At 63.4% G+C, this 23,176-nt stretch carries 23 protein-coding genes; 21 read left to right on the top strand and 2 right to left on the bottom strand.

The window, feature by feature from the left end:
* Positions 1–112 precede the first annotated feature (112 nt).
* The 8 genes from C8K61_RS18495 to C8K61_RS18460 all read left to right on the top strand — a co-directional run bounded on the left by C8K61_RS18495 (position 113) and on the right by C8K61_RS18460 (position 8,964).
* The gene (locus C8K61_RS18495) at positions 113–1,036 is read left to right on the top strand and encodes an ABC transporter substrate-binding protein (RefSeq protein ID WP_108097749.1); all 924 of its coding nucleotides are present in this window, start codon (positions 113–115) and stop codon (positions 1,034–1,036) included.
* A complete protein-coding gene (locus tag C8K61_RS18490; protein ID WP_108097748.1) occupies positions 1,033–2,178 on the top strand; it encodes a phosphotransferase enzyme family protein in 1,146 nt (381 codons plus the stop codon). The genes C8K61_RS18495 and C8K61_RS18490 overlap by 4 nt, the downstream gene beginning before the upstream one ends.
* Positions 2,175–3,068 carry a sulfurtransferase gene (locus tag C8K61_RS18485; RefSeq protein WP_108097747.1) on the top strand — a complete coding sequence of 298 codons (894 nt, stop codon included), beginning with the start codon at positions 2,175–2,177 and terminating at the stop codon, positions 3,066–3,068. Before C8K61_RS18490 ends, C8K61_RS18485 begins: the two co-directional genes overlap by 4 nt.
* A gap of 118 nt (positions 3,069–3,186) precedes the next feature.
* Positions 3,187–5,361, top strand: a complete 2,175-nt coding sequence (locus C8K61_RS18480) for a TonB-dependent siderophore receptor (RefSeq protein WP_108097746.1) — start codon at positions 3,187–3,189, stop codon at positions 5,359–5,361.
* Positions 5,362–5,369: 8 nt separating this feature from the next.
* Entirely contained in the window at positions 5,370–6,206 is an 837-nt protein-coding gene (locus C8K61_RS18475; protein ID WP_108097745.1) for a 5'-nucleotidase, lipoprotein e(P4) family, read from the top strand.
* Positions 6,207–6,249: 43 nt separating this feature from the next.
* Positions 6,250–6,849 (top strand): nicotinamide riboside transporter PnuC, encoded by a 600-nt coding sequence (gene pnuC, locus C8K61_RS18470; RefSeq protein WP_108097744.1) that lies wholly within the window; start codon positions 6,250–6,252, stop codon positions 6,847–6,849.
* Positions 6,846–8,246: an LLM class flavin-dependent oxidoreductase gene (locus C8K61_RS18465; protein ID WP_108097743.1), complete on the top strand. Its 1,401-nt coding sequence runs from the start codon at positions 6,846–6,848 to the stop codon at positions 8,244–8,246. The genes pnuC and C8K61_RS18465 overlap by 4 nt, the downstream gene beginning before the upstream one ends.
* Positions 8,236–8,964 (top strand): UTRA domain-containing protein, encoded by a 729-nt coding sequence (locus C8K61_RS18460; RefSeq protein ID WP_108097742.1) that lies wholly within the window; start codon positions 8,236–8,238, stop codon positions 8,962–8,964. Before C8K61_RS18465 ends, C8K61_RS18460 begins: the two co-directional genes overlap by 11 nt.
* Before the next feature lie 74 nt (positions 8,965–9,038).
* Here C8K61_RS18460 and C8K61_RS18455 read toward each other — a convergent pair whose 3' ends face one another.
* Positions 9,039–9,788, bottom strand: coding sequence for an SDR family oxidoreductase (locus C8K61_RS18455; protein WP_108097741.1), 750 nt, complete (start codon positions 9,786–9,788; stop codon positions 9,039–9,041).
* Positions 9,789–9,883: 95 nt separating this feature from the next.
* On the opposite strand from C8K61_RS18455, the gene C8K61_RS18450 reads away from it, so the two are divergent.
* From C8K61_RS18450 to C8K61_RS18445, 3 genes are all read left to right on the top strand, one after another.
* A complete protein-coding gene (locus C8K61_RS18450) occupies positions 9,884–10,246 on the top strand; it encodes a helix-turn-helix domain-containing protein (RefSeq protein WP_108097740.1) in 363 nt (120 codons plus the stop codon).
* A gap of 104 nt (positions 10,247–10,350) precedes the next feature.
* Entirely contained in the window at positions 10,351–10,512 is a 162-nt protein-coding gene (locus C8K61_RS26850; RefSeq protein WP_178086474.1) for a hypothetical protein, read from the top strand.
* Positions 10,513–10,565: 53 nt separating this feature from the next.
* Positions 10,566–11,156, top strand: a complete 591-nt coding sequence (locus C8K61_RS18445; RefSeq protein WP_256589485.1) for a helix-turn-helix domain-containing protein — start codon at positions 10,566–10,568, stop codon at positions 11,154–11,156.
* Between the two features lie 101 nt (positions 11,157–11,257).
* On the opposite strand, the gene C8K61_RS27020 is transcribed toward C8K61_RS18445, so the two are convergent.
* The gene (locus C8K61_RS27020; RefSeq protein WP_256589483.1) at positions 11,258–11,770 is read right to left on the bottom strand and encodes a hypothetical protein; all 513 of its coding nucleotides are present in this window, start codon (positions 11,768–11,770) and stop codon (positions 11,258–11,260) included.
* Positions 11,771–12,296: 526 nt separating this feature from the next.
* Here C8K61_RS27020 and C8K61_RS18435 point away from each other — a divergent pair.
* The 10 genes from C8K61_RS18435 (at position 12,297) to C8K61_RS18390 (ending at position 23,116) form a co-directional block, all read left to right on the top strand.
* Positions 12,297–13,538 (top strand): SfnB family sulfur acquisition oxidoreductase, encoded by a 1,242-nt coding sequence (locus C8K61_RS18435; RefSeq protein WP_108097738.1) that lies wholly within the window; start codon positions 12,297–12,299, stop codon positions 13,536–13,538.
* Positions 13,539–13,549: 11 nt separating this feature from the next.
* Positions 13,550–14,743 carry an SfnB family sulfur acquisition oxidoreductase gene (locus C8K61_RS18430; RefSeq protein WP_108097737.1) on the top strand — a complete coding sequence of 398 codons (1,194 nt, stop codon included), beginning with the start codon at positions 13,550–13,552 and terminating at the stop codon, positions 14,741–14,743.
* Entirely contained in the window at positions 14,743–16,110 is a 1,368-nt protein-coding gene (locus tag C8K61_RS18425) for an LLM class flavin-dependent oxidoreductase (RefSeq protein WP_108097736.1), read from the top strand. The genes C8K61_RS18430 and C8K61_RS18425 overlap by 1 nt, the downstream gene beginning before the upstream one ends.
* A 24-nt stretch (positions 16,111–16,134) precedes the next feature.
* Complete coding sequence (locus C8K61_RS18420; RefSeq protein WP_108097735.1) at positions 16,135–16,932, top strand: MetQ/NlpA family ABC transporter substrate-binding protein; 798 nt, start codon at positions 16,135–16,137, stop codon at positions 16,930–16,932.
* The gene (locus C8K61_RS18415; RefSeq protein ID WP_108097734.1) at positions 16,932–18,044 is read left to right on the top strand and encodes a methionine ABC transporter ATP-binding protein; all 1,113 of its coding nucleotides are present in this window, start codon (positions 16,932–16,934) and stop codon (positions 18,042–18,044) included. The genes C8K61_RS18420 and C8K61_RS18415 overlap by 1 nt, the downstream gene beginning before the upstream one ends.
* The gene (locus C8K61_RS18410) at positions 18,034–18,678 is read left to right on the top strand and encodes a methionine ABC transporter permease (RefSeq protein ID WP_108097733.1); all 645 of its coding nucleotides are present in this window, start codon (positions 18,034–18,036) and stop codon (positions 18,676–18,678) included. Before C8K61_RS18415 ends, C8K61_RS18410 begins: the two co-directional genes overlap by 11 nt.
* Before the next feature lie 283 nt (positions 18,679–18,961).
* Positions 18,962–19,534: an FMN reductase gene (msuE, locus tag C8K61_RS18405; RefSeq protein ID WP_108097732.1), complete on the top strand. Its 573-nt coding sequence runs from the start codon at positions 18,962–18,964 to the stop codon at positions 19,532–19,534.
* 10 nt (positions 19,535–19,544) lie between these two features.
* A complete protein-coding gene (ssuD, locus tag C8K61_RS18400; protein WP_108097731.1) occupies positions 19,545–20,699 on the top strand; it encodes an FMNH2-dependent alkanesulfonate monooxygenase in 1,155 nt (384 codons plus the stop codon).
* A 120-nt stretch (positions 20,700–20,819) separates the two neighbouring features.
* A complete protein-coding gene (locus C8K61_RS18395; RefSeq protein WP_108097730.1) occupies positions 20,820–22,007 on the top strand; it encodes an acyl-CoA dehydrogenase family protein in 1,188 nt (395 codons plus the stop codon).
* A gap of 8 nt (positions 22,008–22,015) precedes the next feature.
* Positions 22,016–23,116, top strand: coding sequence for a sigma-54-dependent Fis family transcriptional regulator (locus C8K61_RS18390; protein ID WP_108097729.1), 1,101 nt, complete (start codon positions 22,016–22,018; stop codon positions 23,114–23,116).
* Positions 23,117–23,176 lie beyond the last annotated feature (60 nt).

Here is a 23,176-nt window from a genome sequence, read left to right as displayed (position 1 = left end):
CATAGCCACAAAGGATATTGGTATATACCAGATTGAAACGGGTTAAATCCCGCCCATCGAAAACGAGACGCCACCCCCTCTAACCAGGGGCCCCTGGCTGGAGTACGTCAGAATGAACGCGGTACGGGTAATGCTCGAATACTTCCACCCCTGGCCCAACTCGGCCGGCTTCTACCTCGCCCGCGAACGCGGCTGGTACCAGGAACTGGGCCTCGACGTCGAACTGATCGTCCACGACCCCTTCCGTGGCGACACCCTGCAACACCTGCTCACCGGCGCCGCCGACTTCGGCGTATTCCCCAGCAACCGCCTACTGGTCCGCCGTGGCCTCGGCCAACCGCTGCAAGGCATCGCCGCCATCAACCACGGCGGCCTGGAATCCATCCAGACCCTCACCGACACCGGCATCCGCCGCCCCCGCGACCTGGCCGGTAAACGCCTGGCGCTGAACCCCACACCGCGCGGCCTGGCAATGGTCCGCCACCTGATCAGCAACGATGGTGGCGACCCCGACGCCGTGATCCTGGTCGACAGCGGCGTACGCGAACTGCGGCCCGAGCAACTGGCCGCCGGCATCGCCGACGCCAGCTTCGGCGGCTACTGGGCCTGGGAAGCGCTGATGCCCAGCCCGATCGCCGACGAACGCCGAGTGGTGCTACCCGTCGACAGCATTGGCGCGCCGCCTTATCACAGCTACCTGCTCGGCGCCCACGAACGCACCCTGGCCGAACAACCGCAATTGGTCCGCGACTTCCTCGCCGCCACCGCCCGCGGTTTTCTCGCCGTTGCCGCAGAACCGGGCATCGCCCTGGCCGCCTATGAAGGGGTGACACCGTACTTCCCCGCCGAACTGCTGAATGCCTCATTGCACGCGATTGCCCCGAGCTGGCTGCACGACGGCCGCTGGGGTGAGCAACGCGAACCGCTGCTGGCAACCTATGCGCAATGGCTGCATAGCCATGCCGTGTTGGATAATCCCGAGGTCTGGCGTGGCGCTACCAGCAACGCCTTCCTTCCCGACGCGGTGCAGCAATGAGCAATACCCCCTTACGAACCGCCCATGGTCTGGGCCTGGAGCCGGTCGCCGCCGATTGGCCGGCGCTGCGCGAAGCGGATGTCGAGCGCCTGCTGCTGGAGTACCCGCAACTGGGCGTGCTGCACAGCCTGCATTGGCACAGCCCGCGGCCGTTTTCTGCAGCGGGTTTGATCACCACCAGCAGCGGCACGTTGTTCGTCAAACGCCACCACCAGCGCGTGCGTGAAGCGGCCTGGCTGGAAGAAGAACACCGGCTGATCGCCCACCTGCATGCCCAGGGTGCGCCAGTGGCGGCGGTGGAGAGCAATCGCCATGGCCGCACCGCCACTCCCCAGGACGAATGGACCTACGAAATCCACCGGGTGGCCGCCGGGGTCGACCTGTACCGCGACGCGCTGTCGTGGACACCGTTCAACAGCACCGCCCATGCCCACGCCGCCGGCCAGGCACTGGCCAGGCTGCACCTGGCCGCCGCCAACTACAGCGCCCCGCCACGGCAAACGCCGGTGCTGCTGGTGAATGCGCGGCTGATCGAGCAGGCCGAACCGCTGGCAGCCATTGCGGCCGCCGCCGAAGCCGATAGCGCCTTGCGCGACTACCTGCAGGACAAGGACTGGTACGCGCAGCTGTCGACCTTATTGCTGCCTTACCACACCCGCCTGTGGCCATTGCTGGCCAAACAAACGCCGCTGTGGACCCACAACGACTGGCACGCCTCCAACCTGTTGTGGAGCGCAGACAGCGCCGATGCCCAGGTCAGCAGCGTGCTCGACTTCGGCCTGGCTGACCGCACCTTCGCCCTTTTCGACTTGGCCAACGCCATCGAGCGCAACGGCGTGCCGTGGCTCGACCTGGACCACGGCGGCACTGCCCCGGCGGACCTCGCCGCCATCGACGCCTTGCTGGCCGGCTACCACGCGGTAAAACCGCTGACCGGCGAAGACCGGCACACCCTCGCCGCGCTGTTGCCGCTGGTGCACGTCGATTTCGCCCTGTCGGAGATCGCTTATTTCCAGGGCGTGGTCGGTTCCACCAGCAGCGCCGACGTGGCCTACCACGCCTACCTGATCGGCCACCTGCACTGGTTCAACGGCGCCGAAGGGCAACGCTTGCTCAACCACCTGGGCCAGGTGCAGCCATGAACCTGACGCTGCCGGGCATCCTCGTCGACTGCAGCTGGTTGCAGGCCAACCTTGCGCATCCGCAGCTACTGCTGCTGGACGCCACGGTGGAGTTACCGGCGCCGCGTTTTGATGGTGACTACCGCGCCAGCAGCGGTTACCCAGGCTGGTTGCAGGCGCATATTCCCGGTGCTCGGCATGCAGATCTGCTCAACGAACTGGCCGATACCGAGGCCAGCTTCAGCTTTGCCCTGCCGGCCCCTACGCAGTTGCTTAGTGCCTTGGCGGCGTTGGGTGTCGGCGATGACGTTGGTGTAGTGATCTACGACCGTGCCGATGGTTTCTGGGCGGCACGCTTGTGGTGGATGCTGCGCGGTTTGGGCATCGACGCTGCGGTATTGGATGGCGGTTTTAATGCATGGCAGCGCGCGCAATTGCCGGTGCAAACCGGCGCAAGCGGTGCTGTGCGCACCACCGCGCCCACGTCGATTACGGCTAATGCGCCTAGCACACCCTACTGGGTAGACCGTGCCGAGGTTGAAGCCATTGTCGCCGGCCGCGCCGCAGGCACCCTCATCTGCGCCCTTGGCAGCGCCCTGTTCGACGGCAGCGCCGCCAGCCGTTACGCCCGCCGCGGGCACATCCCCGGCAGTTTCAACCAACCCGCCCGCAGCCTGTTCGATGCGCACGGTCACTACCTGTCCAAGGACGACCTGGCGCACCTGCTGGATACGTATTTGCACGACGACACACCCCTGATTCTCTACTGCGGCGGCGGTATCTCCGCTGCCGCCAACGCGCTGGCCCTGACCTTGTTGGGCCGCCAGCACGTGGCTATCTACGACGGTTCCCTGCAGGAATGGGCCGCCGATGCACGTTTACCAATGACCACCGGAGCAGCTCCGGCCTGACGCCTCACGGCTAATTCGGCTTTTTCATTCAGTCTGGCCACCTCGCGTTGCGCCGCTTCGGGTACCTTTGCGCCCGAAAAAAGCGTCGTAGCAGCGCAAGGACCAAGGAGCGCTCCACATGGCAACACCGTATAACCCCGCAGTACGCGGACAACTCAGCCTGCTCAGCCTGGCCATTGCCCTGGCCATCACCCCGGCATGGGCCGACACCAGCACCACCACCACAACCCTCGACGCGGTCACCGTCTACGGCCAGGACGACACCGCCTACCAGGCGAAAAAAGCCTCGGTCGGCGGCTTCGACGACGCGCCGCTGCTCGACACCCCGGCGTCGGTCGCGGTGATCACCGATGCCCGCTTGAAAGACCAGCAAGCGCGCCTGCTCAGCGAAGTGCTGAAAAACGACGCCTCGGTGGGCGACAGCTATGCGCCGGTCGGTTACTACGAAAACTTCGTGGTTCGCGGCTTCTCGCTGAACTCGGCCAACAGCTACAAAATCAACGGTCGCACCATTACCGGTGAGCAGAACGTCGCCCTGGAAAACAAACAGCAGGTGGAAGTGCTCAAGGGCTTGTCCGGCTTGCAAAGCGGCGTGTCCGAGCCTGGCGGCCTGGTCAATTACGTCAGCAAGCGGCCGGAGAATGTGCGCTCGGTAACGGTGTCCACCAACCTCGACGGCGAGCAGTACCTGGCCACCGACCTGGGCGGCTGGTTTGGCGAAGAACAGCAGTTCGGCATCCGGACCAACCTGGCGCACGAAGAGATTGGTTCCTACGTCGACCACACCGATGGCAAGCGCGATTTCGCCTCCCTGGCGGTGGACTGGAACATCAGCCCCGACGCCCTGCTCCAGCTCAATGCCGAATACCAGAAGCGCGAACAGCGCTCGGTACCGGGCTACCAATTGCTTGGCGGCACCGAGGTGCCCCATGGCGTCGACCCCCATGACCTGCTGGCTTACCAGAGCTGGTCGAACCCGGTGGGCATCGAGTCGCTGAATCTCGACGGCCTGTTCGAGTACCGCTTCAACGACACCTGGAAAGGCACCCTCAGCGCCTCGCGCAGCAAAGTGGTGATCGACGACTACAGCGCCTTCGCCTACGGCTGCTACTACACCGCCAGTTGCGCCAGCGACCTGTTGGCCCACTTTGGCGCCAATGGCGATTACGACGTCTACGACTACCGCAGCCCCGACGACACCCGCCGCAACGACGAAGCGCAAGCTGCTTTCAACGGCCAGTTCAATACCGGCAGCCTCGCCCATGACCTGACCTTCGGCACCAGCGCCTTGCGCCGTGTGGTGGACCGCCGCGCATCGGTGAACGAATACGTCGGCAGCAGCAATATCGACACCGACAGCGGCGACTTCACCCCCTACTCCGGTGAGCTGGGCGACTCCTACCGCCGCCTCGACAGCCGCCAGTACGGTCTGTTCGCCACCGACCGCATCACCTTCAACGAGCAGTGGCAAACCATCCTCGGTGGCCGCGAAGTGCGCCTGGACGAGAAAACCTTCGACAGCGACGGCAACACCGATCGCCACACTCAGCTGTGGAAGTTCCTGCCGCAGGCTGCGCTGATCTACAAGCCGCGCCTGGATACCTCGATTTACGTGAGCTACAGCAAGGGCTTGTCCCTGGGTGGCGAAGCCTCGTGGTTTGCCGCCAACTCGGGGGAAATTCTGCCGCCAACCACCTCCAAGCAACTCGAAGTGGGCATCAAGCGCGACTGGCAACGCCTGAGCCTGACCGCGGCACTGTTCCAGATCAGCCAGGACTTCCAGTACCCACGCCCGAACGGCGACGGCTCGTTCAACTACGTGCAGGCCGGCAAGCAGAAAAACACTGGCCTGGAACTCTCCGCCAACGGCCGCGTGAGCTCAAATCTGCAAGTCAGTGCCAGCCTGGCCGCCACCCGCGCGCGGGTAACCGACAGCGGCACCGACGAGTACGAAGGCCACCAGGCGATCAACGTGCCGGAAGTGCGCGGCACCCTGCATGCCGACTACAGCATTCCCGGCGTACCTGGCCTGGCTGTACTCGGCGGCGTGCAATACAGCGGCAGCAAATACGCCAACCGCGAAGGCACGGTAAAGGTCGGCGACTACGCGGTGTGGGACTTGGGTGGGCGCTACAGCACCAAGGTCGGCGACTACGACACGGTGCTGCGCCTGACCGTCGACAACCTGTTCGACAAGCGCTACTGGCGCGATGCCGGCGAGTTCATGGGCGACGGCTACCTGTTCCAGGGCGCACCGCGCACGGCGCGCCTGTCCGCCACCGTCAACTTCTGAGGCCGGCCATGCGCAACCTGATGATCAGTGTGCTGCTGACGACCTTGGGCCTGGCCGGAGGTTGCCAACAGCAACCCCCGGCCAACGACCAACTGGACGCCGTGCTGTGGACGCAAACCTCGATCGAGCATGAGCTGATCTACCGGCAAGTGTTTGCCAGCGCCACCCGGCAACTGGACGTGGCACTCGCCGACCCGAGCTGGGACGCCCTGCCCTTGCCGCCCCGTGATCTGAGCGGCTTGCCGCCGGCGGTGGTGGTGGATATCGACGAAACCCTGCTGGATAACATCCCGCTCAATGCCCGCGATATCCGCAATAACCAGGAGTACTCATACCAGCGTTGGAACACCTGGGTGCAGCAAGGGCAGGCACAGGCCTTGCCGGGCGCTGCGGCGTTTCTGCAAGCGGCGGCGCAACGTGGGGTGCAGGTGTATTACCTGACCAACCGTGAGCATGCGCAGGTGGCCGACACCGTCAGCAACCTGCGCTTGCGCGGCTTTCCGGTCAGCGATGCGCAACAAGTGCTGGCGGCAGCCACGCCAACCGGCCACTGCGAAGCGGCAGGCTATGGCAAAAGCTGTCGACGTCAGTGGGTGGCCGAACATGCGCGGGTGTTGCTGCTGGTGGGCGACTCGTTTGGCGATTTCGTCCAGGCCAAGGCCAACAACCTGGCGGCCCAACGTCAGGCTGCCGCGCCTTATCTGGGGTGGTTGGGTCAGCGCTGGTTCGTGCTGCCCAACCCCACCTATGGCAATTGGTACAGCGCGCCCTATGGCGACCAGGACGACCTGCCCATGGCGCGTAAACGTGAGTTGAAGCAGCAGGCGCTGGAGCTGCAGCAATAACGCTGCGCCCTGCCCCCTATCTAATCCGCTTGGAGAAGCACAGATGACACCGCTGGAAATCGTTGCCGTGTTGTTCAATGTGGTCGGCGTCTGGCTGACCGCTCAACGCATTCGTTGGTGCTGGCCGGTCAGTGTGGTGGCCGTACTGCTGTATGCGTGGATCTTCTATGACGTGAAGCTGTATTCCGACCTGCTCTTGCAACTGATCTTTGCCGTGCTGCAAGGCTACGGCTGGTGGCGCTGGAGCACCGGTCGGGTGGATGCCGGCAAGGTCCGGGTGGAACGTTTGCCGCCGCGCACAGCCGTGCTCAGCTTGCTCGCAGGCGTGGTCGGCGCTCTGACTCTGGGCAGCGTGATGCACTACCTCACTGACGCCTCGATCCCGTGGGCCGATGCCACGCTGACCTCGTTCAGCCTGGTGGCGAGCGTCTGGGCGGCGCGCAAATACGTGGCCAGCTGGTGGCTGTGGATCGTGCTCGACATCTTGTATGTGGGCATGTACCTGTACAAAGACCTGCAACTCACTGCTGGTCTCTACGCCGCCTTTGTGGTGCTGGCCGCTTACGGGCTGCGTGCCTGGCAGAAAGACCTGAGCAACCAGGAACAGCAACCCGCAACCGACCGCGTGGGCGCGGCAGCATGAGCGACAAACGCATCCGCTTGAATGGCCTGCGGCAAAACACCGTGGGCCACACCGCCATGGGCTTGTGGCGTCATCCGCACAGCCAGGCGCATCGCTACCGCACGCTGCAGCACTGGGTGGAAACCGCGCAAACGCTCGAACGCGGCAAATTCGACGCGCTGTTTATCGCTGATGCCCTGGGGCCGCTGGAGGTGTACCAGGGCAAGGTGGATGCGGCGCTGCGCGATGGCATTCAAACCCCCACCGATGACCCGCTGTTGCTGGTCAGTGCCCTTGCCGCCGCCACCCGGCACCTGGGCTTCGCGGTGACGGTGTCGAGCACCTACGAGCAGCCCTATAGTTTCGCCCGCAAGATGACTACCCTTGATCATCTGAGCGAGGGCCGCATCGGCTGGAATATCGTCACCTCGGCCCTCGACAGCGCCGCGCGCAACCTTGGCCTGGACCAGCAGATCCCCCACGACGAGCGTTATGCCATCGCCGAGGAATTCATGCAGGTGGTGTATGCCCTGTGGGAAGCCAGCTGGGCTGATGATGCGGTGCAGTTCGACCAAGCGGGCGGGGTGTTTATCGACCCGAGCCGGGTCCAGCCCATCGCCCACCAGGGCCGCTATTTTCAGGTGCCCGGCATCGCCCTGTCCGAGCCTTCGCTGCAGCGCACGCCGGTGCTGTTTCAGGCCGGCAGTTCCACGGTGGGCAAGGCGTTTGCCGCACGGCATGCAGAGGGGGTGTTTCTCTCCTCCTATGACCCGCAGATCACCCGCACCATGGTCGACAGCATTCGGGCCCAAGCCGCTAGCGCAGGCCGCGACCCGCAATCGCTGAAAATCTTCAATATCGTCACCGTGATCGTTGCCACCAGCGATGAAGCCGCCCAGGCCAAACTGCGCGACTACCAGCACTACACCAGCCTGGAAGGCAGCCTGGCGCGCTACAGCGCCTTGCTCGGCATCGACCTCTCGCAGCTTGACCCCGACCAGCCCCTGCAGTACGCGGAAACCGCCGGTATCCGTGGGCTGCTGGAGGTGTTTACCCGGCTGGATGGCAACCGCGTTTGGACGCCACGGGCAATTGGCGAATTTGTTGGCGTGGGCGGTGGCGGCCCGGTGATCGTCGGCTCGCCGCAGACCGTCGCCGACGAACTGGAACGCTGGATGGCAGTGGCCGACCTCGACGGTTTTAATATTGCCGACCCGGTGCCGCCGGTGACCCTGACTGATTTTGTCGACCTGGTGGTGCCGGAACTGCAACGGCGCGGTAGAGTCTGGACCGACTACCAAGGCGCGACCCTGCGTGAGCGTTTTCGCGGGCCAGGGCTGAGCCAGGTGAGCGACGACCACCCCGCCGCCCGCCACCGTCAACGTCGCCATCCACAGGGAAGCCCGGATGCCAGCTGAAGCCGTTCAATCACAGTTCCTGCGTATCCGCGACCAACTGGCCGCCGACCTTGCCCAGGGCGTGTTGGCCCCACAAGGCAAACTGCCGGTGGAACGCGACCTCGCCGAGCGTTTCGGCTGCACCCGCGTGACCTTGCGCCAGGCCTTGCAACAACTGGAAGTGGAAGGCCTGATCTACCGTAAAAACCGCAGCGGCTGGTACGTCTGCCCGCCGCGCATCCGCTACGACCCGACGCGCATCAGCGGCTTTATGGAGTACGTCACCGCCCAGGGCCGCACCCCGCAAACGGAATGCCTGAGTGCCGAACAGCGCCCGGCCGGCGCCTGGCTGGCCAAGCGCATGGGCCTGGCCAACGCCGAGGAGCCAGTGTTTTTCCTGCAACGCCGACGCTGGGTCGATGGCCGCCCGGTGCTGCTGGAACTCAACGCCCTGGTCGCCAACTGGTGCCCGGAGCTGCTGCAGGCCGACCTCAACACCTCGTTGACCACCCTGCTGCGCGAACAATTCGGCCGCGTGCAATCGCGCTGCGAACTGACCATGCACCCCGGCACCGTCAACGAACAACAGGCTGAACTGCTGCAACTGACACCCGGCTCCAGCAGCTTCTATCTGGAGCGTTTGAACTTCGGTGAAGCCGATCAGCCGGTGGAGTTCGACCAAGAATTCTGGCGCCCGGATGCATTGGCCGTGGTGGTGGATACCCGGTATCCGGGATAGACCGAGGTTTGCAGGAAGCGTACCGCATACTTTGTAGGAGCGGCTTCAGCCGCGAATCCTGCAACCAACTGTGCTCAGAGGTTCCCCACCCCGCCATCCACCAACAGCTCCGTGCCCACCACAAAACTCGACTCATCCGAGGCCAGAAACACCGCGGCCTTGGCCAATTCCGACGGCGTGCCCATGCGCCCCAGCGGCACCAGATTTCGGATGTCTTGGCGCAGTTGCTCCTGCTCTGCCGCTGGCAGCCCGAGCTTGCCCAGCGCGGCGGTTTCGGTCGGGCCGGGGCTCAAGCCATTGACGCGAATGCCGCGGTGCAGCAACTCACCGGACAGGGTCCGCGCCAACGACAACAGCCCTGCCTTGCTCGCCGCGTAAACGCTGCTTTGCGGCAGACCGATACGGGCGCTCACCGAGCCGCAGAGAATCACCGAAGCCGGGTTGGCCAGCAGCGGCAACAGCGCTTGCACGAGGAAGAACGGGCCTTTGAGGTTGGTCGCCAGCAGTTGTTCAAAGGTGGCCTCATCCCACTCAGCCAGGGGCCGGTGGGTGACGTCGCCGGCATTGATAAACAGCACGTCCAGCTGCGGCCAGTGCGCACTCAGCTGCTGCGCCAGACGCAGTTGCCCCGGCACGTCGCCGGCATCACTGGGCAGCAGCAAAACCTCGCTGCCCAGTTGCTGGCCGGCTGCCTTGAGGTTGTCGGAATCACGCCCGGTAATCGCCACGTGGGCGCCTTCGGCGAGAAACTGGCGGGCGGTCTCCAGGCCGATGCCGCTGCTGCCACCGGTAATCAATGCGTACTTGCCGTTCAAGCGGGCCATGACGTTGCTCCTGCAATGGGATAAAAAGCCATTGTTAGAGCGTTAGTATCTTTTGCCTAGTAGGCACCTTTTGCATACCAAGGAGCACTTGCCCCATGAACTCACTGACCAGCGTCGAGCGCTGCCCGATGATGGATTTTGTCGCGCTGATTTCCGGCAAATGGGCGATCCCGATTCTCTACCGCCTGATCGTGCTCGACGCGCCGGTACGGTTCAGCGAGCTGCAACGGGCAGTGGTGCCGATCACGCAAAAGGAGCTGACCCGCCAATTGCGCCTGTTCGAACGGCGCGGTCTGCTCACCCGCACCGCCTACGCAGAAATGCCGCCACGGGTGGAATACCGGATCAGCGAACTGGGCAAAACCCTCGGCCCAACCCTCGACTCCCTGGCCGATTGGATGCGCCGCAACGCCGACCAACTGGGCGAGGAAACGGCTGAACTCGACTCGTCCGCCTAAAGACCCGAAAAGAATTACCAAATGAATAATCGGTATTTATGGTTATAAAAGGGAGCCAGGTAGTCTCTGCCCATCGCCCCTTGTTCACGACAGTGAAGTGCCCCATGAAACCGACCGACAACGTTATCGACTTCGCCCTGCACCGCAAACGTAAACAGGCGCAGCAGCTCGCTCGGGTGATGTGGGAAATGTATGCACGCAACGCTGGATATGCAGCCCTGCAGATGATGCAGCCGCTCAGCCAGACCGAGACGCGTCACGCGTGAGTGCGCAAGACCCGGTGCGTTTTCTGGCCACCAGCGGCGAACCGGTGCTGGACCTGAACGCCCTTGAGTCCCTCGACGAAGACCCGATTTCGCAACGTGTCGCGCAAAACCTGCAACGCCTGCGCGGCAAACGCCACCTGTCCCTCGACGCCCTCGCCCGCCTGTGCGGAGTCAGCCGCGCGATGCTCGCGCAGATCGAATCGGGGCGCAGCGTGCCGTCGATCAAAGTGCTGTGCAAAATTGCCAAGGGCCTCAAGGTATCGGTCGCGGCGTTCCTCGAACACCGCGCTTTCGAAGGTGTGGAAGTGTTGGCCGCCAGCCAGAGCAAACGCCTGGTCAGCGCCAACGGCAGCTTCGTCAGCCGCGCGTTGTTCCCCTTCGATATCACCCGCCAATCGGAATTCTACGAACTGCGCGTCAGCCCCCTGGGCGAAGAACACGCCCAAGGCCATGGCCCCGGCGTGCAAGAGAACCTGGTAGTGGCCCAGGGCGTACTGGAAATCAGCGTCAACGACGAACGCTACCTGCTCTCCACCGGCGACTCGATCCTGTTCTACGCCGACCAACCCCACCGCTACCGCAACCCCGCCGACAGCGAAGCCGTCGCCTACCTGGTGGTCACCTACCCCGAGCGCCTGGATTAATCCAAAACGAAAAAAAAACATCGAGGCTGAAGCCTCGATGTTTTTGCTTTTAAAAATTGCCGCCCACCCGCCGCCATACCGACGCGCAGCCGATCGGTTTCTTACACAGTGCAGCACATGAGGGGCATGCCGTTGCAGCTCATCATCATCGGCATGCTGCAGTCGTTCATCATCTTCATCATCAGCGCGCAGCAGTTTTTCATCATGTCCATGTTCATGCCGGCCATGGGCATCAGTTTGCACATCATGCCGTCGGCCATCAGGGTGCATTCCATCACGCACTTCATCGATGGCATCGGCATGCCCATCATCGGCATCGGCATCATCGCTGCAGCCATCATCGGCATCGCCATGGCGCTCTGCGACATGCACATCATGCTCATGTTGGCGCAGTGCATCATCATCGGCATGCCGCAGTTCATCATCATCTGCATCATTTCGGCGCTGTTCTTGAACATCGCCATGTCCATGCCAGCGGCCGGCATCATCTTGCACATCATGCCGTCGTCCATCATTTCCATGCTCATGGTGGCCATCATCATGGGCATACCCATCATTGGCATCATCGGCATGGCGGTGTTCATCGGCATTTGCATCTGCATTGCATTCATCATGGTGTAGCTCCCTAAGCGATTCGATAGTGGACGAAGCGGATTGGGGCGAATTCTAGGGATGTCTCAGCCACCGGCAAGCTGGCGGCGCAGCAGCGGCGACGCCTGTTACGCCCATGGGAATGCTGCGAACTGTGCGCATCCGTCTGCTATGACATGGCAACCGACGGCACTACATCGACAGGCGAAACCATAACGCCGATTACGACACGATGGATATGCACAGCAGATCCATGCACCTAACCGAAAGAAATAAACGGTCTAACCAGACCGCGCTGTTTGCCAATCAACAACTGTTTTGCGGCGAACAGCAAAAGTGTTGGCCCTCGTACAGTTGCCTTTCCTTCTTCTATATATATGCAAAAAAGCATGTTTATTAACGAATAAACAACACTTAGGGTATATGCACCGGACCACCGGACCTTCTTGAATCTGACAGCGCCGCTCTATCACGGCCTGTTCAACCCAATGAGGCAGTTATGGTCCGTGAACCGCTTTCCCTCGCACCGCAGCACAAGGCCGTGCGCTGATGTCGAACCTTTCCCACGCCAAGCCCGAAAGCGACGTCGACATCGCGCCGCTGTTATTGCCCGCGCAGGTGCTGCGTAACGACGCCCAGGCCCTGCAAGCGGCTTATGAACTGGCCAGCGTCGCCCGTGAACACGCCGCGCGCCGCGACAGCCAGCGCAAGTTGCCGTGGGCCGAGATCGAACTGTTTACCCGCAGCGGCCTTGGCAGCATCGGCATTCCCCGTGAGTACGGCGGCCCGCAGCTATCGTTCGTGACCCTGGCCAAGGTGTTCGCGATCATCTCCGCCGCCGACCCGGCGCTCGGGCAGATTCCGCAGAACCAGGTGGGCGTGCTCAACCTGATTCTTGGCTGCGGCAACGAAGCACAGAAACGCCAGTTGCTCACCAGCGTGCTGGACGGCTGGCGCATCGGCAATGCCGGGCCCGAACGCGGCACCAAGGACACCCTGACCCTCAAAGCACGCATCACCCGCGAGGGTGACGAGTACGTCATCAACGGCCAGAAGTTCTATTCCACCGGTGCCCTGTTCGCCCACTGGGTGGCGGTGAAAGCGCTCAACGATGACGGCAAGCAGGTGCTGGCCTTTGTCCGCCGCGGCACGCCGGGCTTGCGCATCATCGATGACTGGTCCGGCTTCGGCCAACGCACCACCGCCAGCGGCACCGTGCTGCTCAACAACGTGCGGGTGGATGCCGATCTGGTGCTCGATAACTGGCGCGTGAATGACACGCCGAATATTCAGGGCGCCGTTTCGCAACTAGTGCAGGCGGCGATAGATGCTGGCATCGCCCGCGCCGCCATCGACGATGCCATCAGCTTTGTGCGCGAACGCGCCCGGCCCTGGGTGGATGCCAATGTCGAGCGGGCCAGTGACGACCTCTATGTGATTGCCGACATCGGCAAGCTGAAAATCGAACTGCACGCCTCCGAAGCCTTGCTCAACAAGGCAGGTCTGGTACTCGACCAGGTCGCGGCGGCGCCAATCAGCGCCGAGTCCGCGGCACATGCCTCAATCGTGGTGGCCGAGGCCAAGGCGCTGACCACCGAAATCGCCCTGCAGGCCAGCGAGAAGCTGTTCGAACTGGCCGGCAGCCGCGCCACCCTCGCCGAATTCAACCTCGACCGCCATTGGCGCAACGCCCGCGTGCACACCCTGCACGACCCGGTGCGCTGGAAATACCACGCCATTGGCGCCTACCGCCTGAACGGCCAACTGCCGGCCCGGCATTCCTGGATTTAAGCGAGCACGCCATGTCTATTTCTGCCCATGCTGCGTTGATCAGCAGCGACGAACAGGCGTTGATCGTCGCCCGCGACCTCGCCGACGAATTCAAACGCGACAGCGCCCTGCGCGACCGCGAACGCCTGCTGCCACTGAGCGAACTGGCGACCTTTTCCCAATCGGGTTTGTGGGGCATCAGTGTGCCCAAGGAGTTCGGTGGCGCCGGGGTGTCCAACGTCACCCTGGCCCAGGTGGTGGCCCTCATCGCCCAGGCCGACGGTTCATTGGGGCAGATCCCGCAGAACCATTACTACGCCCTGGAAGTGTTGCGGGTGAACGGCACACCGGCGCAGCAGTTGCGTCTGTATGGCGAGGTGCTGGCGGGCCAGCGCTTCGGCAATGCCCTGGCCGAGCTGGGCACCAGGACCGCCCATGAACGCACCACCCGCCTGAGCCGCGACGGCACCGGCTACCGCATCAACGGCCGCAAGTTCTACGCCACCGGCGCCTTGTATGCGCAGCGCATTCCCACCTCGGTGGTCGATGAACAGGGCGTGCAGCAGCTGGCCTTTGTGCCGCGCGAAAGCCAGGGCCTGAACGTGATCGATGACTGGAGCGGCTTTGGCCAACGCACCACCGGCAGCGGCTCGGTGCTGTTCGACAACGTATGGGTCAGTGCCGAGGATGTGCTGCCGTTTCAGAGCGCCTTCGAGCGGCCGACCACCGTTGGCCCGCTGGCGCAGATTCTCCATGCCGCCATCGACACCGGCATCGCCCACGCCGCCTATGAAGATGCGCTGCACTTTATTCGCAGCAAGTCGCGGCCCTGGATCGACGCCACCAGCGACCAGGCCACCCAAGACCCATTGACCCTTAAAAGCCTCGGCCAGTTGAGCGTGCGCCTGAGCGCCACCGACGCCTTGCTGGAACGTGCCGGCGAATTCCTCGACCGCGCCCAGGCCAACCCCACGGCCGACAGCGTGGCCGCCGCCTCGATTGCGGTGGCCGAAGCCCGCGCCATCAGCACCGAAACCTCGCTACTGGCCGGCACCACCCTGTTCGAACTGGCCGGCAGCCAGGCCACGCTGGCCGAGTACGGCCTCGACCGGCACTGGCGCAACGCACGGGTGCATACCTTGCACGACCCGGTGCGCTGGAAGTACCACGCAGTGGGCAACTTCTACCTCAACGAACAGAACCCACCGCTGCGGGGCACCATTTGATGAGCGCAGCGAATGCCGGCAAAAAACAGATCCTGCTGAACGCCTTCAACATGAACTGCATCGGCCATATCAACCATGGCCTGTGGACCCATCCGCGGGACAACTCCACCGACTTCAATAACGTCGAGTACTGGACCGAACTAGCACAGCTGCTCGAACGCGGGCTGTTCGACGGGCTGTTTATCGCCGACATCGTTGGCGTGTACGACGTCTACCAGAACTCGGTGGACGTGCCCCTCAAAGAAGCCATTCAACTGCCGGTGAATGACCCGCTGTTGCTGGTCTCGGCCATGGCCGCGGTGACCAGAAATCTCGGTTTCGGCCTCACCGCCAACCTCACCTACGAAGCGCCGTACCTGTTCGCCCGGCGGCTTTCCACTCTCGATCACCTGAGCCGTGGCCGGGTCGGTTGGAACATTGTCACTGGCTACCTGGACAGCGCCGCCAAGGCCATGGGCCTGAGCGAGCAGGTGGAGCACGACCGCCGCTACGACCAGGCCGATGAGTACCTGGAGGTGCTGTACAAGCTCTGGGAAGGCAGTTGGGAAGACGGCGCCGTGCTCAACGACCGGGAGCAGCGCATCTATGCCCAACCGGGCAAGGTGCACAAAGTCGAGCACCACGGCGAGTTCTACCAGGTCGAGGGCTATCACCTCTGCGAACCGTCGCCGCAACGCACTCCGGTGCTGTTCCAGGCGGGCAGTTCCGAGCGCGGTTTGCTGTTTGCCGGCCAACACGCCGAGTGCGTGTTTATCAGCGGGCAGAACAAGGCCTCGACCAAGGCCCAGGTCGACAAGGTACGCGCCAGCGCAATTGCCGCCGGCCGTAACGGCGAGGACGTGAAGATTTTCATGGGCCTCAACGTCATCGTCGGCACAACCGAAGCAGAGGCCCAGGCCAAGCTCGCCGAGTACCGCCGCTACGCCAGCGCCGAGGCCGGGGTAGCGCATTTTTCTGCCTCCACCGCCATCGACTTTTCCCAGTACGAACTGGATGAACCGATCCAGCACGTGAAGAGTAACGCCATCCAATCGGCCACCAAGATTCTGCAAAACAACGACTGGACCCGGCGCAAGTTGCTCGAGCAACACGCCCTCGGCGGACGCTATATCACCCTGGTGGGTTCGCCCGAGCAGGTCGCCGATGAGCTGGAAGCCTGGATCGCCGAAACCGGTCTGGACGGCTTCAACCTCACCCGCATCGTCACCCCGGAAAGCTATGTCGACTTCATCGACCTGGTGATTCCCGAACTGCAACGCCGCGGCTCCTACAAGACCGCTTATGCCACCGGCACCCTGCGCGAAAAGCTGTTTGCTCGCGCCGCGCAGTTGCCACCCCAACACACCGGCGCCAGTTACCGCCGTTAAGCCTCGGACACAGGAAAACCCTTGATGAAAAACGCGCCATTAAAAGCCTTGGTCACCGCCCTTGCCCTATTTGCCAGCAGCGCCTTCGCCGCTGACGCGCCATTGAAAATCGGCACCACCGCCGCCTTCGCCATTCCCCTCGAAGCCGCCGTAGCCGAGGCCGACAAGCAGGGCCTGAAGGTGGAACTGGTGGAGTTCACCGACTGGATCGCGCCCAACGTCAGCCTGGCCGCTGGCGATATCGACGTGAACTACTTCCAGCACATTCCCTTCCTGGAAAACGCCAAGACCGCCGCCGGTTTTGATCTGGTGCCATTTGCCCCGGGCATCATCAACAACGTCGGCCTCTACTCGAAGAAATACAAAAGCTTCGCCGAGCTGCCGGAAGGCGCCACGGTGGCCATCGCCAACGATCCGATCAATGCCGGCCGTGGCCTGCAACTGCTGGCCAAGGCCGGGCTGCTGACGCTGAAACCGGGTGTAGGTTTCAAGGCCACCGAAGACGATATCGAAAGCAACCCGAAAGACCTCAAGATCATTCAGGTCGAGGCCGTGCAACTGGTGCGCGCCTATGACGATGCCGACCTGGTGCAGGGCTACCCGGCGTATATCCGCCAGGCGAAAAGCTTCGACGCCACGTCAGCGATTCTCTTCGACGGCCTCGACCACCCGGAATACGTGATTCAGTTTGTGATCCAGCCGAAGAGCAAAACCGACCCGCGGCTGATCAAGTTCGTCGACATCTACCAGCACTCGCCGGTGGTGCGTGCTGCCCTGGATAAAGCCAACGGCACCCTGTACCAGCCAGGCTGGGCGCAGTAATGGCGGTTGCCAACCTGCCCCGTAACGCGCCGCTGGCGGCACCACAGCGCGCCGAACACACCGAGCTGCACCCGGAGCTGAACCGTGCCCATGTGCGCTTTATCGGCGTGGGCAAGACCTATGGCGACGTGCAGGCCTTGCAGGGCATCGACCTGGCCATCGTCCGTGGCGAAGTGTTCGGGATTATCGGCCGCAGCGGTGCGGGCAAGTCCTCCCTGATCCGCACCATCAACCGTCTGGAGCAACCCACCAGCGGCCGTGTGCTGATCGACCAGGTGGATATCGGCGCCTTCGACGAAGACCGCTTGGTGGAGCTGCGCCGCCGCACCGGAATGATTTTCCAGCACTTCAACCTGATGTCCGCCAAGACCGTGTGGCAGAACGTCGAGCTGCCGCTGAAGGTGGCTGGCATGCCCAAAGCAGACCGCCAGCGCAAGGTGCGCGAACTGCTGGAACTGGTGGGCCTCAGCGACAAACACCAGGCCTACCCCGCGCAGTTGTCCGGCGGCCAGAAACAACGCGTCGGCATTGCCCGCGCCCTGGTGCATGACCCCGAGATTCTGCTCTGCGACGAAGCCACCTCAGCGCTCGACCCGGAAACCACCCAGTCGATTCTCGCCCTGCTCAAAGCCATCAACCAGCGCCTGGGCCTGACCATCGTGCTGATCACCCACGAGATGGCGGTGATCCGCGACATCTGCGACCGCGTGGTGGTGCTTGAACACGGGCGCATCGTCGAACAGGGACCGGTCTGGGAAGTGTTCGGCAACCCGCAACACGAGGTCAGCAAAACCCTGTTGGCGCCACTGCAGCACGACCTGCCGGAAGAGCTGCGCAGTCGCCTGCACAGCTTCCCGGTAGCCGCCTCAGCCGCTGTGGTGCTGCGCTTGCAGTTCACCGGCAGCAGCCACGACGAGCCCGACCTGGCCGCCTTGTTCAGCGCCCTCGGCGGACGGGTGCGCTTGCTCCAGGGCGGCGTTGAACGCATTCAAGGCCATGCCCTCGGCCAACTGCTGCTGGCCGTGAGCGGCTCGGCGCTGGACGCCGAACGCCTGCGCAAACGCGCCGGCCAGTGGGCCCAACAGGTGGAGGTGCTCGGCTATGTGGTTTGATCGTTTGCTGCAAGGGGTGCTCGACACCTTTCTGATGGTCGGCGTGTCGTCGCTGATCGCGCTGCTGGCGGGCATTCCGCTGGCGGTGATTCTGGTCACCAGCGACAAGGGCGGCATCTACGCCGCGCCCCATCTGAACCGGGCGCTGGGCGCCTTCGTCAACCTGTTCCGCTCGATCCCGTTTCTGATCCTGATGGTGGCGCTGATCCCCTTCACCCGCCTGATCGTCGGCACCACCTATGGTGTGTGGGCAGCTGTGGTGCCGCTGACCATTGCTGCCACGCCGTTCTTTGCGCGCATCGCCGAAGTCAGTCTGCGTGAAGTCGACCACGGCCTGATCGAAGCCGCGCAAGCCATGGGCTGCCGGCGCTGGCACATCGTCTGGCACGTACTGCTGCCCGAAGCGCTGCCGGGCATCGTCGGCGGTTTCACCATCACCCTGGTGACCATGATCAATTCCTCGGCCATGGCCGGCGCCATCGGTGCTGGCGGCCTCGGCGATATCGCCTACCGCTACGGTTACCAGCGCTTTGACAGCCAGGTGATGCTCACGGTGATTGTGTTGTTGGTGATTCTGGTGACAGCGATTCAGTTGGGTGGGGATCGGTTGGCGCGGGTGTTGAACAAGCGGTGAGACCGAGTAAAGGCGATCGCGGCTGAAGGCGCTCCTACAAGTTGGCGCGGTCCTGTAGGAGCGGCTTCAGCCGCGATGCTCTTGCACCACAAAGTGTTGGCTCAGCAACTGTTGCCCCAGCAACAGCAAAGCAGCAATCCCCTGCCCAACCAACATCGGCGCCTTCTGGAACAGCCCTGAAAGCCCCGTATTCCGGGGCCTGCGCAGCTGGTACAGCACTTGCAAACCCCTGTGCAACGGCGCGAATCAGCCTGTTGCTCGCGCAACACCACAGGAAACCAACATGACTACAGCCCTGAATGTAATCGCCATCGCCGGTAGCTCGTACCGGCCTTCCCGCACGCTGGTGCTGGCCGAGGAACTGTTGGCGCAACTCACCCGGCAACTCAACGCCGACGGCCGCAAGGTACATGGCCAGGTAATCGAGCTGGGCAGCATTGCCCGCGATGTGGGCGGTGCGTTGTCGCGCAGTGAGCTGCCAGCCGAGGTCGAAACACAGCTACAGGCCATCGAGAACGCCGACCTGCTGATCGTCGCCTCGCCGGTATACCGCGGCTCCTACCCGGGCCTGCTCAAGCACCTGTTCGACCTGGTGGAAATGAACGCGCTGATCGACACCCCGGTGCTGCTCGCCGCCACCGGTGGCAGCGAGCGCCATGCGTTGGTCATCGACCACCAGCTGCGCCCGCTGTTCAGCTTCTTCCAGGCCCTGACGCTGCCCATCGGCGTATACGCCAGCGAGTCCGACTTCCTCAATTACCAGGTCAGCAACGAGCTGCTCAAAGCACGCATCCAACTGGCGGTCGAACGTGCCGTGCCGTTGCTGGCTAACACCCCGTTGAAAAAAATTGCCTGAGGCCCCTGCAATGAATGTGTTCTGGTTTCTCCCCACCCACGGCGACGGTCATTTCCTCGGCACCACCCAAGGCGCCCGCCCGGTCACCCTGCCCTACCTCAAACAAGTGGCGCAGGCCGCTGACAGCCTCGGTTACTACGGCGTGCTGATTCCCACCGGCCGCTCCTGCGAAGATTCCTGGGTAGTGGCCTCGGCCCTGGCGCCGCTGACCGAGCGCCTGCGTTACCTGGTGGCGATCCGTCCCGGGATCATCTCGCCGACCGTATCGGCACGCATGGCCGCGACTCTCGATCGCCTGTCCGGCGGGCGCCTGTTGATCAACGTGGTTACCGGCGGCGACCCGGATGAAAACCGCGGCGACGGCATTCACCTGAGCCATGCCGAGCGCTACGAAGTGACCGACGAATTCCTTAAAGTCTGGCGCCGCGTGCTGCAAGGCGAGTCGGTGGATTTCGACGGCAAACACATCAAGGTGCAGAACGCCAAAGCCCTGTACCCGCCGATTCAACAGCCCTACCCACCGCTGTATTTCGGCGGCTCGTCCGATGCCGCCCACGACCTGGCGGCCGAGCAAGTCGACGTGTACCTGACCTGGGGTGAACCGCCCGCCTCCGTCGCCGAGAAACTTGCCGATGTCCGTGCCCGCGCCGCCAAGCAGGGCCGCACGGTGAAGTTCGGCATTCGTCTGCATGTAATCGTGCGCGAGACCGCCGATGAAGCCTGGCAGGCCGCCAGCAAGCTGATCGAGCACATCAGCGACGAGACTATCGAAGCCGCGCAGAAATCGTTTTCGCGCTTTGACTCCGAAGGGCAGAAACGCATGGCCGCGCTGCACAACGGCCGCCGCGACAACCTGGAAATCGCCCCGAATCTATGGGCCGGCGTCGGCCTGGTCCGCGGCGGTGCCGGCACCGCGCTGGTGGGCGACCCGCAGCAGGTGGCCGCACGCATCAAGGAATACGCCGACCTGGGTATCGACAGCTTTATTTTCTCCGGTTACCCGCACCTGGAAGAGGCTTACCGCTTCGCCGAGCTGGTATTCCCGCTACTGCCAGAACCCTACGCCAGCCTGGCGGGGCGCGGGGTGACCAACCTTACCGGGCCGTTTGGCGAAATGATCGCCAACGATGTGTTGCCTGCTTCGCAACGTAAGCAGCCAGCTTGAGACCTTCGTTAACACGGACATTCTGGATCCCAGCCTGCTCTGGGATGACGGTGCTCCGGACAACAACTTCCGTCATCCCGGCGCAGGCCGGGATCCAGATTCTTGAATGAGGAACACCGTGTGAGCACCCACCCCAACCCGGCGGTACTCAACCCTCTGCAAACCGCCCGCCTGCTGGCCGCCGACTTTGCCGAAACTGCCGTCGAGCGCGACCAGCGCGGCGGCACGCCGAAGGCCGAGCGCGATGCGCTGCGTGCCAGCGGCCTGTTGGCCCTGAGCATTCCCACCCAGTTCGGCGGCATTGGCGCGAGCTGGAGTGAAACCCTGGCCGTGGTCCGCGAGTTCGCCAAGGTCGACAGCTCGATCGCCCACGTCTTCGGCTTTCAGCACCTGATGCTGGCCACCGTAAGGCTGTTTTCCCGCCCGGAACAATGGCAACCGTGGTTCGAGGCCACCGCGCGCAAGAACTGGTTCTGGGGCAACGCCCTCAACCCGCTGGACACCCGCACGGTGGTGAAGAAATTTGCCGACCACCGCGAGTTCTCCGGCAAAAAAAGCTTCTGCTCCGGTGCCACCGATTCGGAAATGCTGATTGCCTCGGCCATCGACGAAACAGCCGGCGGCAAGCTGCTGATCGCCGCCGTGCCGACCGCGCGCACTGGCATCACCCTGCATGACGACTGGAACAACATGGGCCAGCGCCAGACCGACAGCGGCAGCGCCAGTTTCGAACGGGTGCGGGTGGAAGAGTCGGAACTGCTGCTCGACCCGGGCCCGCTGAGCACCCCGTTCGCCTGCCTGCGGCCGCTGATTGCCCAGCTGCACTTCGCCCATATCTTCCTTGGCATCAGCGAAGGCGCGCTGGAAGAAGCGCGCCACTACACCCTCAAGGAAAGCCGGCCGTGGTTCAAGTCCAGCGCTGCCAGCGTCAGTGAAGACCCTTACGTACTGCGCCATTACGGCGAGTTCTGGGCCGCCCTGGAAGGCACCCGGCTGCTGGTGGAACGCGCCGCTCACCTGCTCGACGAGGCTTGGCACAAAGAGCACCACCTGAGCAGCGAAGAGCGCGGCCACCTGGCCCTGGCAATTGCCGCCGCCAAGGTCTCAGCCACCCGCACCGGCCTCGATGTGTGTAGCCGCTTGTTCGAGGTTACCGGCGCCCGCGCCACCCACGCTTCCCTGCGCCTGGACCGCTACTGGCGCAACCTGCGCACGCAAACCCTGCACGACCCAGTGGATTACAAGATTCACGAACTGGGCGACTGGGCACTGAACCACAGCTTGCCGACCCCGACCTTTTACTCATAGGCATGACCATGCAACTGCTTACCCTCCCAGCTTCTCCCGCACTGGCAACCTCGATCCGGGCCACCGCACAGGTGTTCGAAGACCCCAAATCGCAGGCCCTTCTCGCCCACTTGCAACAGGTCGCCCCCAGCGAGGCCAGCGTCCTGATCATTGGCGAAACCGGTACCGGTAAAGAGTTGGTGGCGCGGCATATCCACAACCTCAGCCACCGCAGCAGTGGGCCGTTCGTGGCGGTCAACTGCGGCGCGTTTTCCGAGTCACTGGTGGAGGCCGAACTGTTCGGCCACGAAAAAGGCGCCTTCACCGGCGCCCTGGCGGCCAAGGCCGGGTGGTTTGAAGAAGCCAACGGCGGCACCCTGTTCCTCGATGAGATCGGCGACCTGCCAATGGCCATCCAGGTGAAACTGCTGCGCGTGTTGCAAGAGCGCGAAGTCGTGCGCCTGGGGTCACGCAAAAGCATTCCTATCAACGTACGGGTGCTGGCCGCCACCAACGTTCTGCTGGAAAAAGCCATCAACGCCGGGCATTTCCGTGAAGACCTGTTCTACCGCCTGAACGTCGTCAGCCTGCAACTGCACCCCCTGCGCGAACGCCCCGGCGACATCCTGCCACTGACCCGCCACTTCGTGCGCAGCTACAGCGGGCGCCTGGGTTATGGCGACGTTCAGCTGAGCAGCGAGGCCGAACGCAAACTGGTGAGCTACGGCTGGCCGGGCAATATCCGCGAGCTTGAAAACGTCATTCACCACACCCTGCTGATCTGCCGCGACGACCTGATCCGCGAAGATGACCTGCGCCTATCGAACATGCGCATCGAGCGTCAGGACGAACAGCCAACCACCGAAGAGTCCGCCGAGGCCTTGCTGCAACGCGCCTTCCTGCGCCTGTTCGAAGAACAAGCCGGGGGCCTGCACGAAAAGGTCGAAGACACCCTGCTGCGCGCCGCCTACCGCTTCTGCCACTACAACCAGGTACACACCGCCAGCCTGCTGGGCCTGAGCCGCAACATCACCCGCGCACGGTTGATTGCCATTGGTGAGCTGGTGGTGAACAAACGGCGTGGGGAAGAGGTGCAGGCGGGGAATCGGGTGTTGCACCTTTCGATTTAGCCAGGCTGTTCGTTGCCCCCCTCACCCTAACCCTCTCCCCGGTGGGGCGAGGGGACTGGA

It is taken from the genome of Pseudomonas sp. GV071, assembly GCF_003050835.1.
Taxonomy (GTDB): domain Bacteria; phylum Pseudomonadota; class Gammaproteobacteria; order Pseudomonadales; family Pseudomonadaceae; genus Aquipseudomonas.
The sequence above is the reverse complement of the archived record's forward strand: the minus strand, read 5'-3'. Positions and strand labels throughout refer to the sequence as shown.

Bases quoted from the DNA above. Each gene is read 5' to 3' on its own strand.
- C8K61_RS18495 (WP_108097749.1), top strand. From the start codon at position 113: ATGAACGCGGTACGGGTAATGCTCGAATACTTCCACCCCTGGCCCAAC.
- C8K61_RS18435 (WP_108097738.1), top strand. From the start codon at position 12,297: ATGTCGAACCTTTCCCACGCCAAGCCCGAAAGCGACGTCGACATCGCG.
- ssuD (WP_108097731.1), top strand. From the start codon at position 19,545: ATGAATGTGTTCTGGTTTCTCCCCACCCACGGCGACGGTCATTTCCTC.
- C8K61_RS18410 (WP_108097733.1), top strand. From the start codon at position 18,034: ATGTGGTTTGATCGTTTGCTGCAAGGGGTGCTCGACACCTTTCTGATG.
- C8K61_RS18475 (WP_108097745.1), top strand. From the start codon at position 5,370: ATGCGCAACCTGATGATCAGTGTGCTGCTGACGACCTTGGGCCTGGCC.
- C8K61_RS18460 (WP_108097742.1), top strand. From the start codon at position 8,236: ATGCCAGCTGAAGCCGTTCAATCACAGTTCCTGCGTATCCGCGACCAA.
- pnuC (WP_108097744.1), top strand. From the start codon at position 6,250: ATGACACCGCTGGAAATCGTTGCCGTGTTGTTCAATGTGGTCGGCGTC.
- C8K61_RS26850 (WP_178086474.1), top strand. From the start codon at position 10,351: ATGAAACCGACCGACAACGTTATCGACTTCGCCCTGCACCGCAAACGT.
- C8K61_RS18390 (WP_108097729.1), top strand. From the start codon at position 22,016: ATGCAACTGCTTACCCTCCCAGCTTCTCCCGCACTGGCAACCTCGATC.
- C8K61_RS18420 (WP_108097735.1), top strand. From the start codon at position 16,135: ATGAAAAACGCGCCATTAAAAGCCTTGGTCACCGCCCTTGCCCTATTT.
- C8K61_RS18490 (WP_108097748.1), top strand. From the start codon at position 1,033: ATGAGCAATACCCCCTTACGAACCGCCCATGGTCTGGGCCTGGAGCCG.
- msuE (WP_108097732.1), top strand. From the start codon at position 18,962: ATGACTACAGCCCTGAATGTAATCGCCATCGCCGGTAGCTCGTACCGG.
- C8K61_RS18415 (WP_108097734.1), top strand. From the start codon at position 16,932: ATGGCGGTTGCCAACCTGCCCCGTAACGCGCCGCTGGCGGCACCACAG.
- C8K61_RS18430 (WP_108097737.1), top strand. From the start codon at position 13,550: ATGTCTATTTCTGCCCATGCTGCGTTGATCAGCAGCGACGAACAGGCG.
- C8K61_RS18455 (WP_108097741.1), bottom strand. From the start codon at position 9,788: ATGGCCCGCTTGAACGGCAAGTACGCATTGATTACCGGTGGCAGCAGC.
- C8K61_RS18485 (WP_108097747.1), top strand. From the start codon at position 2,175: ATGAACCTGACGCTGCCGGGCATCCTCGTCGACTGCAGCTGGTTGCAG.
- C8K61_RS18425 (WP_108097736.1), top strand. From the start codon at position 14,743: ATGAGCGCAGCGAATGCCGGCAAAAAACAGATCCTGCTGAACGCCTTC.
- C8K61_RS18480 (WP_108097746.1), top strand. From the start codon at position 3,187: ATGGCAACACCGTATAACCCCGCAGTACGCGGACAACTCAGCCTGCTC.
- C8K61_RS27020 (WP_256589483.1), bottom strand. From the start codon at position 11,770: ATGATGAATGCAATGCAGATGCAAATGCCGATGAACACCGCCATGCCG.
- C8K61_RS18450 (WP_108097740.1), top strand. From the start codon at position 9,884: ATGAACTCACTGACCAGCGTCGAGCGCTGCCCGATGATGGATTTTGTC.
- C8K61_RS18465 (WP_108097743.1), top strand. From the start codon at position 6,846: ATGAGCGACAAACGCATCCGCTTGAATGGCCTGCGGCAAAACACCGTG.